Origin of the sequence: Paenibacillus sp. FSL R5-0378, from assembly GCF_038009285.1 — a bacterium.
Taxonomy (GTDB): Bacteria; Bacillota; Bacilli; order Paenibacillales; family Paenibacillaceae; genus Paenibacillus_AQ; species Paenibacillus_AQ favisporus.
Genome location: NZ_JBBPAY010000001.1, coordinates 712,353 through 724,954, shown reverse-complemented (window position 1 = coordinate 724,954; position 12,602 = coordinate 712,353). Strand labels below are relative to the sequence as shown.

The 12,602-nt window shown below is 54.3% G+C and carries 13 protein-coding genes; 8 read left to right on the top strand and 5 right to left on the bottom strand.

Annotated features, from left to right (window positions below; genetic code table 11):
* Nucleotides 1–277 precede the first annotated feature (277 nt).
* Complete coding sequence (locus MKY74_RS03120; RefSeq protein WP_076173183.1) at nucleotides 278–2,005, top strand: tetratricopeptide repeat protein; 1,728 nt, start codon at nucleotides 278–280, stop codon at nucleotides 2,003–2,005.
* 40 nt (nucleotides 2,006–2,045) lie between these two features.
* The gene (gene trxB, locus MKY74_RS03115; RefSeq protein WP_076173182.1) at nucleotides 2,046–2,993 is read left to right on the top strand and encodes a thioredoxin-disulfide reductase; all 948 of its coding nucleotides are present in this window, start codon (nucleotides 2,046–2,048) and stop codon (nucleotides 2,991–2,993) included.
* Nucleotides 2,994–3,149: 156 nt separating this feature from the next.
* Here the strand turns inward: trxB and MKY74_RS03110 are convergent, their stop codons facing one another.
* On the bottom strand, nucleotides 3,150–3,734 hold the full coding sequence (locus MKY74_RS03110; RefSeq protein WP_076173181.1) for a LysE family transporter: 585 nt from the start codon (nucleotides 3,732–3,734) through the stop codon (nucleotides 3,150–3,152).
* Between the two features lie 119 nt (nucleotides 3,735–3,853).
* Between MKY74_RS03110 and MKY74_RS03105 the strand changes: the two genes are divergently transcribed.
* Nucleotides 3,854–4,408 carry a helix-turn-helix domain-containing protein gene (locus MKY74_RS03105; protein ID WP_076173180.1) on the top strand — a complete coding sequence of 185 codons (555 nt, stop codon included), beginning with the start codon at nucleotides 3,854–3,856 and terminating at the stop codon, nucleotides 4,406–4,408.
* Between the two features lie 139 nt (nucleotides 4,409–4,547).
* On the opposite strand, the gene MKY74_RS03100 is transcribed toward MKY74_RS03105, so the two are convergent.
* Genes MKY74_RS03100 through MKY74_RS03085 form a run of 4 tightly spaced genes read right to left on the bottom strand, consistent with a single transcriptional unit; the run spans nucleotide 4,548 to nucleotide 7,973 of the window.
* Nucleotides 4,548–5,150, bottom strand: coding sequence for a response regulator transcription factor (locus tag MKY74_RS03100; protein ID WP_076173179.1), 603 nt, complete (start codon nucleotides 5,148–5,150; stop codon nucleotides 4,548–4,550).
* On the bottom strand, nucleotides 5,147–6,283 hold the full coding sequence (locus MKY74_RS03095) for a sensor histidine kinase (RefSeq protein ID WP_076173178.1): 1,137 nt from the start codon (nucleotides 6,281–6,283) through the stop codon (nucleotides 5,147–5,149). Before MKY74_RS03095 ends, MKY74_RS03100 begins: the two co-directional genes overlap by 4 nt.
* The gene (locus MKY74_RS03090) at nucleotides 6,283–7,020 is read right to left on the bottom strand and encodes an ABC transporter permease (protein ID WP_076173177.1); all 738 of its coding nucleotides are present in this window, start codon (nucleotides 7,018–7,020) and stop codon (nucleotides 6,283–6,285) included. Before MKY74_RS03090 ends, MKY74_RS03095 begins: the two co-directional genes overlap by 1 nt.
* Complete coding sequence (locus MKY74_RS03085; protein ID WP_076173176.1) at nucleotides 7,020–7,973, bottom strand: ABC transporter ATP-binding protein; 954 nt, start codon at nucleotides 7,971–7,973, stop codon at nucleotides 7,020–7,022. The genes MKY74_RS03090 and MKY74_RS03085 overlap by 1 nt, the downstream gene beginning before the upstream one ends.
* 288 nt (nucleotides 7,974–8,261) lie before the next feature.
* Between MKY74_RS03085 and MKY74_RS03080 the strand changes: the two genes are divergently transcribed.
* The 5 genes from MKY74_RS03080 (at nucleotide 8,262) to MKY74_RS03060 (ending at nucleotide 12,514) form a co-directional block, all read left to right on the top strand.
* Nucleotides 8,262–9,212 (top strand): ROK family glucokinase, encoded by a 951-nt coding sequence (locus MKY74_RS03080; RefSeq protein WP_076173175.1) that lies wholly within the window; start codon nucleotides 8,262–8,264, stop codon nucleotides 9,210–9,212.
* Nucleotides 9,213–9,308: 96 nt separating this feature from the next.
* Nucleotides 9,309–10,208, top strand: a complete 900-nt coding sequence (gene rapZ / locus MKY74_RS03075) for an RNase adapter RapZ (protein WP_076173174.1) — start codon at nucleotides 9,309–9,311, stop codon at nucleotides 10,206–10,208.
* A gap of 14 nt (nucleotides 10,209–10,222) precedes the next feature.
* Nucleotides 10,223–11,209 carry a gluconeogenesis factor YvcK family protein gene (locus MKY74_RS03070; protein ID WP_076173173.1) on the top strand — a complete coding sequence of 329 codons (987 nt, stop codon included), beginning with the start codon at nucleotides 10,223–10,225 and terminating at the stop codon, nucleotides 11,207–11,209.
* 5 nt (nucleotides 11,210–11,214) lie between these two features.
* Nucleotides 11,215–12,144, top strand: a complete 930-nt coding sequence (whiA, locus tag MKY74_RS03065; RefSeq protein WP_076173172.1) for a DNA-binding protein WhiA — start codon at nucleotides 11,215–11,217, stop codon at nucleotides 12,142–12,144.
* Nucleotides 12,145–12,244: 100 nt separating this feature from the next.
* Nucleotides 12,245–12,514: an HPr family phosphocarrier protein gene (locus tag MKY74_RS03060; protein ID WP_076173171.1), complete on the top strand. Its 270-nt coding sequence runs from the start codon at nucleotides 12,245–12,247 to the stop codon at nucleotides 12,512–12,514.
* The last annotated feature ends 88 nt before the right edge of the window (nucleotides 12,515–12,602 follow it).

Here is a 12,602-nt window from a genome sequence, read left to right as displayed (position 1 = left end):
TTCTCTTTAGATATAAGAAAGTTTAAGCTTCAAAGATGCTGGCCCCCTTATATCGCAAGAAAAACTACCGCTAAACGTGGTCTGGCTCCTGAGAATTACGTCGATGGGTGTTTTTAGTTATAGTAGATTATGGCTTAGATGCCCCTTGCATCTTATGGTATACTGTTCTGGATAGATTGAACTTAAAGTTCGGCGTATGTACTCTCTGATTCCAGAGGGGCGAAGCGGTGGCTTCAGTTCGTTCTATCCAGCAATCAAGGAGGTGCCTTGCTTAGGAATGAACGATTATCATCTGCGGGCGGAGGACCTACACCAAAAAGTAATACCCATTCAAATGGATGCCAATTTCTTTTTTGAACGAGCGGTTCGGTCTCTGGACCGGCACCGATACGATAAGGCATTAAAATATTTTCGCAAAGCTGTTGAATATGAACCGGAAAATCCGGTGAATCATTGCAATATGGCGGGTATATTATCAGAGATGGGCGATTATGAAGGATCAAACGCCGTTCTTGCGCACATTTTGGAGCATGTGGATGCGACCATGACAGAGTGTTACTTCTATATGGCCAACAATTACGCCAACATGGAGAACTTTGAGGAAGCGGAACGCGCACTGGTCACGTATTTGGAGGAGGACCCGGCCGGGCAATTTTTGGACGAAGCGGAAGAAATGATGGAGCTGCTTCAGTATGAGCTGAAGCGGCCGACCAAGCTGAGCCGGATCAAGAGCCGCGGGGGCATCGTGGAGCACGAGCGCGCGCGGTCCCTGATGGAAGAAGGCAAGTTTGCCCAGGCGGCCGAGCTGCTGGAAGGCATCGTGAAGGAAGACCCCGACTTTCTTGCGGCGCGCAACAACCTGTCCCTTGCTTATTATTACATGGGCTTGTTCCGCAAAGCCAAGGAGACCATCGGCGAAGTACTGTCCCTGGAGCCGGGAAATTTGCACGGACTGTGCAACCTGGCGGTTTTTTACCAGCATGAAGGGGATACTGAAGCTTTAGATGGCATGATGAAGATGCTGGAGGTTACGGTTCCCTTTCATCAGGAACATGTATTCAAGCTTGCGACGACGATGGGTATTCTGGGCCGGCATGAAGCGGCCTACGGTCATTTCCGCCGGCTGTTGAAGGATGACGAGCTCAACGATGATCCGAGCCTCTACCATTACACAGCGGTCGCCGCTTATAATAGCGGCAGAAGCAAGGAGGCGGCCCGTTACTGGAGCACGGCCATGAAGCTGGACCCGGAATCGGGAATTCCCCGGTTTTATCTGGACCAGCTGAAGGAGGGCTTTGGCGGAAGCGTCAAGCTCAGCTATCAATATCATCTGCCCTTTGAAGAGCAGCTGAAGCGGTGGGAGAAGGACGGGGAAGGCATGTCCGAGGAGATCAAGAACAACCCGCTGATCCGGTCTTCCTTCTCCTGGGCGCTCCGGTACGGAGATTCTGGTACCAAGCTGCAGGTCATCCGGGCCTTGGCCTGGATTGCCGATGACGAAGTCAAGGAGACGCTGATGACCTTCCTCGAAGACCCGGACGTGCTGAGCGAGCTCAAAGCTGAAGCGCGTCGGGTGCTTCGGGATCTCGGGGTTGAGAGCTCCGAACTTCCTGGTACGGCCGTCGGGGCAGCGGTATACCGTGAAGTGGCTGCGGGTCTGCCCAAGTGGAACGGGACGCTGCAGTCCGTCGTCGACAAGGCTCTGAAGAGCATGGAGACGGTGGCCGACCGCGCACAGAAAAACCATGTGCAGCAACTATGGCACCAGTTTATCAATAAGCTGTATCCCGAGACACCACTCATCAGGCAGGCGGAGGGCTGGTCGGCGGCTCTGGAATACTTGACGGCCAAGAAGCACGGACGCGCCCTGACTTACCAGGAGGTGGCCCAGCGCTATGGCGTTTCGGTCTCCACGGTAAGCCGCAACGTCAAGCGGATCGACAGCGTATGTTCACTGGATGAAGAAAGCGATGATATTTTCCGGCCATTTACGGAGAATATCTAAATAGACCCATTCATTTCCGTTCGAAAAGGAGGCAATTCTCATGTACAAATCCATCGTTATCGGAACAGGACCTGCCGGCCTGACGGCCGCAATTTATCTGGCACGTGCCAACATGAAGCCGCTGGTTATCGAAGGCATGCAGCCCGGCGGACAGCTGACCACCACGACTGAGGTAGAGAACTTTCCGGGGTTCCCTGAGGGCATTATGGGCCCTGAGCTCATGGACAACATGCGCAAGCAGGCGGAACGCTTCGGCGCTGAGTTTAAAACCGGCTGGGTCAACAAAGTCGATTTCTCCAAACGCCCGTTCAAGCTATCCGTGGAAGGCATGGGAGAGATTGAGGCGGAATCCGTAATTATTTCCACAGGCGCCTCGGCCAAATACCTGGGCATTCCGGGCGAGCAGGAAAACGTCGGACGCGGAGTCAGCACATGTGCGACCTGCGACGGATTTTTCTTCCGCGGCAAAAAGATCGTCGTGATCGGCGGCGGGGACTCCGCGATGGAGGAAGCCAGCTTCCTGACCCGTTTCGGTTCCAGCGTTACGCTGGTTCACCGGAGAGAAGAGCTGAGAGCGTCCAAAATTATGCAGGACCGCGCCCGCGAGAACGAAAAGATCATCTGGTCGCTTAACCGTACGCCGCTTGAAATTGTGGCCGGTGAGCATGGCGTGAAGGGACTGAAGGTCCGCAACAATGAAACGAACGAAGAAGAGCTGATCGAAGCAGACGGCGTCTTCGTGGCGATCGGCCATACGCCGAACACTAAGTTCCTCGACGGTCAGATTACGACCGACGAAATTGGCTACATTCAGGTGAAGCCGGGAACGACCGAAACGAACATTCCAGGCGTATTCGCCTGCGGCGATGTGCAGGACGTGCGTTACCGCCAAGCGATTTCCGCTGCCGGTACCGGATGCATGGCCGCCATGGACTGCGAGAAGTTCTTGGAAGGCAGCATGGTGCATGACTGGAGCGAAACGCTGTAAAGCGGATCCATACGAACATAGAAAAGGAGCCGGGGACGGCTCCTTTTTACATAAGAATGGGGGAACGGGCCGCTACCTGATCCTGCCGAGGAGAGGTTTCCTCCTGTATGCGTGCTAATTTCTGTGGATGCTATGCAGGCAGGCCGGGCTCCACATTTACTCGACCAGGATGGAAACGGCGCTGTATGCGAGAAGCAGGCCCATCGCGACGTTAAACGGGGTCTGGTATGCTGACAGCCATCGCTGAAATATGGAGCCGAACATGCTCCAACAGAAGGTGCTTATCACGCTCAAGAGTGCCAGAAACAAAGAGAAGCCGATCAAGGCCAGATGGGAAGAATGGTACGGGAGAATAAAGGTGGATACGGCCGTTATGGCGTACAAAATGCCTTTGGGATTGATAAACTGAAGCAGCGCCGCCGTCAGAAAGCGGTTGTTTTTGTCCTCCCGGCTGCTCGCGGCCTTTTTGCGGTGGAACATGATTTTAACGGCGAGATACAGCATGTAGGCCGCTCCAAGAATCGTCATCCACCACCGGATGCCGGGAATGAGATTTTTGAGCAGCAGATTGCAGTAACTGCACAGCAGTGCAACGACAAAAAAGCCGGCGCCAACGCCCAGACAAAATCGGATCGTTCGTCGAAAACCGTACCGGTGAGCAAACAGCATCGCCATAAAGTTGTTGGGGCCTGGGGTAAAGGTGCTTACTACAATATAGACAAGAAACGAAAATACAGGCATCTTGGGTCTCCTCCATTTGTATGTTATAATGTCCGAAAATTACGCTATAACGTATTTATACTTCATATTGTACATTGTGATCGTTATATTGTACATAATCGATTGAAAGAGGTGTGCCCATGGAAGAAATCAATCTGATTATCGCGCGGAATTTGAAGAGCATCCGTGACAATAAAAAGCTCAGTCTGGAAAAAGTAGCCGAGCTCACCGGGGTCAGCAAGACGATGATCGGCCAAATCGAGAGGGGCGAATCGAGCCCGACAATCACAACCATTTGGAAAATCGCCAACGGTCTCAAAATTTCGTTCACGTCGCTGATTAACCAGCCCCAGCCCGACACCAAAGTGATTCAGAAAAGCGAGGTCCAGCAGCTATCTGAAGACAACGGCAAATACCGGGTCTATCCTTATTTCCCGTTTGATGAAGAGCGGCGTTTCGAGATGTATGCGGTTGAGATCGATAAAGGGGGATTTCTCGCTTCGGAATCGCATGGTGAGGGAACGGAGGAGTACATTACGGTGTACGAGGGGGAACTGACCATCCGCGTGAACAACAGCGAGCATACTATCGGGAGTGGCGACTCGATCCGGTTCAAGGCCGACCGGCCGCATACGTACCATAATTCCGGCGGCTCGCTGACGAGATTAAGCATGGTCATCTATTATCCGGCTTGAAGCTGGAGGAAGGTGACGCGGGCGCAAATCACTCGGTTCCGAAAAGAAGAACTCAAGCTTACACCTACGGCAAAAAGACCGGCTGCATGAGCCGGTCCCCGTTCGTCTTTTTATAAATAATGAGGCCTTTCAGTCCTTCCTAGAGCCAACCCTTCTGTTCGGCGATCCCGATCGCCTCGATCCGGTTCTTGGCCGACAATTTGTTCAGCGTTTCGGAAATGTAGTTCCGAACGGTGCCGTGCGACAGGTGCAGGGTTGCCGCAATTTCGTTCGCTGTCCTGCCTTCCGCAATCAGCCGTAAAATGTCGCGCTCCCGCGCGGTGAGCGGGTTTTCCTGGCGGAACGAGCCAAAGACGAGCTCGGGTGAGACCTCGCGGTGGCCGGCCATGACCCGCCGGATGGCTTCGGCCAGCTTCTCGCTCGGCTCATCCTTCAGCAAATATCCGCAGGCGCCTGCTTTCACGGCCCGTTCAAAATATCCCGGCCGGGCAAACGTCGTTAATATGATGATTTTACAAGCCGCCATCTGCGCCTTGAGCCTCTCGGCGACCTCAAGCCCGGTAATAACGGGCATTTCAATGTCCAATAGGCAGACGTCCGGCTGTAATGACAGGATCTGGTCCAAGGCTTCCTGGCCGTCGCCGGCTTGGCCCACCACTTCCATATCCTCCTCCATATCGAGCAGCGAAGCGAGAGCGCCTCGCAGCAGACGCTGGTCTTCAGCGATCAGAATACGGATCATGCCGTAACACTCTCCTTCCCTTTAATAATAATCGGTACGGTAATGATGAGCTCGGTCCCGCCGGAAGAGGCCAGCTTCAGCGTTCCGTCGATCAGCGCCAGCCGCTCGGACATGCCTTTCAGCCCATTGCCCTGGCTTGTAGACAGCCCGCTGTCCTCCAGACCGACGCCGTTGTCCCGAATGACCATCCGGACGTCGGAAGTTCCCTTCCGAATAGTAATGGCGCATGCCGTGGCCCGGCTGTGCTTGATGATATTGGTCACTGCTTCCTTCAGGCACATGCTGAGGATGTTTTGCGTCAGATCGGGAATTCCGGTCAGTCGCGTATCCCCCTCGGATTCCAAGGTGATGTCAGCGCTGTGCAAAATCGAGCGCACTTCTTCGATCTCTTCCGCCACCGTCAAGGTCCTCATATCGGAAACCAGCTCACGCACCTGTCTTAAAGCCGCCCGGGAGGTCTCTTCCATTTCACGAGCTTCCAGCCGTGCCTTCTCCGGATCCTTGTCCGTCAGCCGCTGGACCAGCTGGCTTTTTAAGGTGAGCAGGGACAGCGTATGTCCCAGCGTATCATGAAGGTCACGGGCAATACGCAGCCGCTCCTCCTTTTTGACCAAAATTTCAATCTGCTCCCGGGCTTCGTTCAGCTGCAGCTCCAACTGCTTTCGCAGATTCATGGAACGCATGCCGAAGGGGGTCATCAACATAATCATAATAAAGGGAACGAGCGTTAAGTAGTCCGATACGGTCAGATGGCGAATGTTCCCCAGGATCGGGAGCAGGATGGACGCCACGAAGGCGGCGAAGGCGATCCTGAATTTCCGGTCATCCTGATAATTGCCGATAAAGTTGGCGGTAAAAAAGCCCATAAACGAATAAAAAGGGAGGTAGAGCAAAGACAACGTCACAATAATAATCATCTGAACGGCAAGCCAGAAGGCTGTTAACCTTTCGGAGAAAAAGAGCTGACGATACGACACGATAAAGATCGCAATCATGGCGTAGCCAAGCACCATTTTGATGCCGCGCTCATAGGCCATATTAAACAGCGGAATGACCATATACACGAGCCATACATAGGGGGAAAACCCGAGTGCTCTTGGGAAAATTTCTGTTTTTCGACGTGCCAATGGCATTACACCGCTTCCTGTTTCTTTCGTATATAGGTGGATAATACCATAAACAAGATGAGATATCCCAGCAAAATCAATACCGGCTGCCAGCTGGGGGAATGACCCGCGGCTATATCCCAGGCTCCGCTTCCGAAGTTATAGGAAGGAAGCCACTTGCCGATGCTCTGCAGGATGGCCGGGAAGCTGTCGATCGGAAACCACATGCCGCCCACGATCGCCAGAATCATATACACCATGTTGCTGACACCGCTGGCAGTGTCGACCCTTTTCATCGTCCCGACCAGGGTGCCCAGGGCCAGGAAGGGGATGGAGGCGAGCCATATCCACAGGCCGCTGCCGACCCACTGGCCGGCTGACAAATGGACGCCGTTCATAAGAAAGCCTGCAGCAAAAATAACAACAATGGAGAACATATGCATAACCATCTGGCCAAACATTTTTCCAAAGAAATAAATGCTGGAGGGCAGCGGGGTAATCCGCATAAAGACCGACCACCCGTGCGTGCGCTCCTGGACCATGCGGATGCCCAGCGTCATGATCGCTGAACCCATCACGCTGAAGGAAGTCATCGACATCAGGTAACGTGCCTGCCATTCGGAGGCGCCTTCAATGCCGGCATTCACGAGGCGGGTAAAAATGAAGTAGAACACGATCGGCATCAGCAAAGACCAAAAGACGTAGTACGGATTGCGGATAATCCGCAGCATTTCGGCCCGGCACTGCATGAATAACATGTGCATTAGGAAACAGCCCCCTGTGTGTCGTCATTATGAATCATGATTTCAAAAGCGTCATCAAGCCGGCCCTGCTGGGTCCGGATATCGTGGACCGGAAGTTGGTATCGGAAAATCGCGGCCAGCACCGTATCGGTATTGTCCGCCGTGACGGTCCAGCGTCCTTCCTGGCAGGTGCAGTTATGGACACCGGGAACCGGGAGCAGGCGCTCGCGGATGTGCTGTTCGGTATCGGCACTCATCAGAGCGTGGCCTTCGAGCGACCTTGTATCGGTCGTGAAGGTCACGGAGCGGCTCGTCAGCTGGGCCGTGATCGCCTGCGGCGTGCCGTCGGCGGCAATTTTGCCGCGATTGAACAGGATCACGCGGTCCGCGGCGTCCTCGGCCTCCTGCAGGTAGTGCGTGGAGAAGAGGATGGTCTTGCCCCGGTCCGAGAGCACTCGGACCTGTTCCCAAAAGGAGCGGCGCGCGGGTGTATCCAGGCCGACGGTCGGCTCGTCGAAGAACAGCAGATCGGGATTGCCCGCCAGCGCCAGCGCGAACCCGAGCCTCCGTTTCTGGCCGCCGGACAGCTTCTCCGCCCGTTTGCCCAGGTCCTCCTCGGTGAACCCGGCCAGGGCAGCCAGCTCCTCCAGCCTCATCGGCCGGGGGTAATAGCTGCGGATCAGGGCCAGCACCTCGCGCACCTTCAGGCCGTCGATCACGCTGACATCCTGGAGCATCGCCCCGATGCGCTGCTTGACCTGCAGCTGCTTCGGGGTTTGCCCAAACAGCCGGACAGAGCCGCTCGTCGGCTCGAGAAGCCCCAGCATCATCGAGATCGTCGTCGTTTTCCCGGCGCCGTTGGGCCCCAGGACGGCCACGATGGATCCTTTATCAATCGTGAATGAAACGTCATCGACCGCCGCTTTGCTTCCAAAACGTTTCGTGACATGCTGCAGTTCGGCAATATGTTCCATTTTGTCATTTCCTCCTATTGATCAGGTGAATCCGTATTTGATTGATCTATCGTTATCATAGACGAGGGGGCATCCCTTCGTTAGTGGACTCTGTCATGGAATGGAGGTGACAATTGTCATGTTTTTTGGCAGGGTTTTCATATAGGGGGTAGGTCCGTCAAGCCTTCTGACAGAAGCGCTGGACCCACTTTCGGGTAAGGCCCGCTTCTCTTGACCGGAGAGAGGGCTTCAATTATAGTTGGTACAGTAGGAGCAAACTATTATTGAGGGAAAAAGGTGGCTTGTAACATGTCTGAGCAAATCTACGTCGGTGTCGACTTGGGCGGAACGACCATTAAAGTGGGCATCTGCAATCAAGCGGGACAGCTGATTCAAACGTATGAAGGTCCCACGGAAACAGATAAAGGCGTCGATACGGTTATCAACAATATTGAGAAATATGTGCGCCATATCGTGGAGCAGTCCCCTTACAGCTGGGATCAGCTGGCGGGCGTCGGGGCCGGAGTTGCCGGATTTACGAACGTCCGTGAAGGGATCATCATCCTCGCGCCGAACGTAGGTTTCCGGGATGTACCGATTCGTTCCATTCTGGAGCAGAAGATTGGCAAGCCGATCAAAATAGATAATGACGCGAATGTGGCGGCCCTGGGCGAGGCTTGGAGCGGCGCCGGACGCGGCATAGACAACTGCGTATGCTATACGCTCGGAACCGGCGTTGGCGGCGGCATCATCATTAACGGCCGAATCTATCAAGGCTTCTCCGGACTTGCCGGTGAGCTAGGACATATCTCCGTCGTGCCGGATCTGGAAGCCATTCAATGCGGATGCGGCAAAATGGGCTGCCTGGAGACCGTCTCTTCCGCAACGGGCATTATCCGTATGGCCAAAGACGCCGTTGAGCGCGGGGACCGCACTTCCCTGTCGATGGTTGAGAACATCGCGGCGAAGGAAGTCTTTGATGCAGCCAAAGCAGGCGACGAAGTGGCGCTGCGGATCGTGAACCGCGCCGCCTTCTACCTGGGCAAGTCCATGGCTGCGGTTGCGGCGATTCTGAATCCGGAAGTATTCATTATCGGCGGCGGCGTATCGAAGGCTGGAGACATCCTGTTTAACGAAGTCCGGGAAGTTTATGCGAAGCTGACGCCGGAACCGCTGCAGCGCGGGGTATCGATCCTTCCTGCCGAGCTCGGCAACGATGCGGGTATCGTCGGTGCGGCCGGTTTGCTGCTCCGTTCGTAAGGAGATCCTGCGAGGTCGCCCATGGGTTAAAATGAGGGGTGACCTGGGTATACCAAGTATTAACGGGCCCATATTCCATAAGGGAGGGGAAAGCTGATGCTGGAGGAGAATAATACTGCGTCGGCCATGGCCACCCTGATTATTATTACAGGCATGTCGGGGGCGGGTAAATCCTTGGCCGTACGAAGCTTGGAGGATTTGGGATTTTTCTGTGTGGATAATTTACCGCCGGTGCTCATTCCCAAATTTGCGGAACTGATTGAACAATCGAAGGGGAAAATCGCCAAGGTGGCGCTGGTCATCGACCTGCGCGGCCGGGAGTTCTTTACGGCCTTATCCGAATCATTGAATTATATTAAGGACCATTTCACGATTCATTGCGAAATTCTGTTCCTGGAGGCGACCGATTCGGTCCTCGTGCAGCGTTATAAGGAGACCCGCCGGCGGCATCCGCTTGCGCCGGAGGGCATGCCGCTGGACGGCATCCGGCTGGAGCGCAAAATGCTGGAGGAGCTCAAGAGCTCGGCTACAGTGGTGCTCGACACGAGCAATATGAAGCCGGGACAATTGAAGGACAAAATTATCTCGAGATTTTCCCACTTGGAAAGCAATACCCTTTCGGTCAACGTAACCTCATTCGGATTTAAGTACGGTATTCCGATCGATGCCGATCTGATCTTTGACGTCCGCTTTCTTCCGAATCCCCACTATGTGGATAGCCTGCGTCCACACACCGGTCAGGACAGCGATGTGTATGACTATGTCATGAAGTGGCCTGAAACCCAGGCTTTTCTGACGAAGCTGCTGGATATGCTGCATTTCTTGATTCCCCAATACCGTAAGGAAGGCAAGAGCCAGGTGATCATCGGCATCGGCTGTACCGGCGGGAAGCACCGCTCGGTGGCGATCGCCGAGTACCTGGGCAAAATGCTGGGAGCCAGCGAGACCGAGACGGTCTCCGTCAGCCATCGGGATTCCGAACGTGATCGGCATTAAAGAGAGTGGAAGTGATGACAGTGGCAGAACAAAGAAGTGACCGTCCGCGGATCGTCGTGATGGGCGGGGGCACCGGACTGTCGGTCATGCTCCGGGGACTGAAGGAAATGCCGCTAGACATCACGGCTGTCGTCACCGTAGCAGACGATGGAGGGAGTTCGGGCATCCTTCGCAGCGAGCTGCAGATGCCCCCTCCCGGGGACATCCGGAACGTCCTGACGGCACTGGCCGACGTGGAGCCGCTGCTGTCGGAAATGCTGAGATACCGGTTCTCCAGCGGCTCAGGCCTGGCCGGGCACAGCCTGGGGAACCTGATTTTGGCAGCGATGACCGACATCAGCGGCGATTTTGTAACGGCTGTGCGCGAGCTCAGCCGCGTTTTTGCCGTGCGGGGGCGGGTGCTTCCGGCGGCAGGCGAAGCCGTGATCCTAAACGCGGAGATGGAGGACGGCACCATTGTGACCGGTGAGTCGAAAATTCCGGAAGCCGGCGGCCGGATCAAGCGGGTGTTTCTGGAGCCGGCCCATGTCGAGCCGCTTCCGGAAGCGACCGAGGCCATCCGGGAGGCGGATGCCATCCTGATCGGCCCGGGAAGCCTATATACGAGCATTCTGCCGAATCTGCTCGTTCCGAAGCTGGCCGAAGCGGTCATGTCGTCGGACGCGATCAAGATTTTTGTGTGCAACGTTATGACACAGCCCGGGGAGACGGACGGCTACACCGTAAGCGACCATCTTCAGGCGGTATATGACCATGTCGGCAAGCATTTGTTCGATTATGTCATCGTGAACAGCGGCGAAATTCCGCCTCAGGTGCAGGACAAATATGCCGAGAAGGGCGCGAAGCCGGTGGAGCTCGATTACGACGAGGTCACCAGTCTTGGCTATAAGGTCATCGCCGATACGCTGGTCCTGTTCCGGACCTATCTGCGCCATGACGCCGACAAGCTGAGCCGGCATATTTACCAGCTGGTTCAAAATTGGATTAAACGAAAGAGGTGAGTCCCGTGTCGTTTGCGGCGCTGACTAAAAAAGAACTGACCATGATCGAAGCAGAGCCCTGCTGCGAAAAGGCTGAACTGTCGGCACTGATCCGGATGAACGGGGCCGTCCAGCTTTCCAATAAAAAGGTGATTCTGGATATATCGACAGAGAACGCAGCCATCGCAAGACGCATTTACACATTGATCAAAAAGCATTTCCAGGCGCATACCGAGCTTCTTGTGCGTAAAAAAATGCGTTTGAAGAAAAATAATGTGTACATCGTACGTATTCCTGCACAGGTTCAGGAAATACTGAAGGAGCTGAAGATTGTCTCCGAGGGCTTCCTGTTCACCTCGGATATCCATCCGGATCTGGTCCGCAAACCATGCTGCAAAGGGGCGTATTTACGCGGTGCCTTTATGGCAGGGGGCTCCGTGAACAATCCGGAAGGGTCGTCATACCATCTTGAAATCGCCTCGATGTATGAGGAGCACTGCCAGGCCCTTGTAGACCTCGCCAATGAATTTCATCTGAACGCCCGTTGTATAGAGCGCAAGAAGGGGTTCATACTGTATATTAAGGAAGGCGAGAAAATCATTGAATTTTTAAGCCTGATTGGGGCCCATCAGGCCTTGTTCAAATTCGAGGACGTACGGATCATGCGGGATATGCGGAATTCGGTCAACCGGATCGTGAACTGTGAAACCGCGAATTTGAACAAGACAATCGGGGCCGCCGTCCGGCAAATCGATAACATCAAACTGCTCCAGAAGGAAGTGGGCCTTGATAATCTGCCGGACAAACTTCGGGAAGTGGCCGAAGTGAGATTGGCCCATCCCGATATGAACCTGAAGGAAGTCGGTGAACTGCTGAAGGGCACCGTCAGCAAATCCGGCGTGAACCACCGGCTGCGCAAGATTGACGAAATGGCCGAGAAGATTCGTGGCGGCTGAGCCTTTTTTCTTCTAGTTTCCTTCATGGTATAATGGTATAATGTTATAAAATGTGTTGTGTGTGAGCTATACAGATTGATCTAATAGGGGGTAAGTTTCCATGACAAAGCACCCGGTAGTTGTCCGTTTGAAAACGGGTCTCCATGCCAGACCGGCAGCATTGTTCGTCCAAGAAGCGAATAAGTACTCGTCTGAAATTTTCGTGGAAAAAGATGATAAAAAGGTGAATGCCAAGAGTATCATGGGAATTATGAGCCTTGCCATTAGCTCGGGTACGGAAGTAAACATCAGTGCTGAAGGTGCGGACGCAGAACAGGCTGTAACCGCTTTAGTCAACTTGGTGGGCAAAGAAGAGCTTGAAAACCAATAATAAACAATTATAGAATGGGCCCTGCGGCTGTGAATGATGCGGCGCTGAGGCCATTTTCTGCACAAAGCAGTCCGTTTCTCCTTGGGGA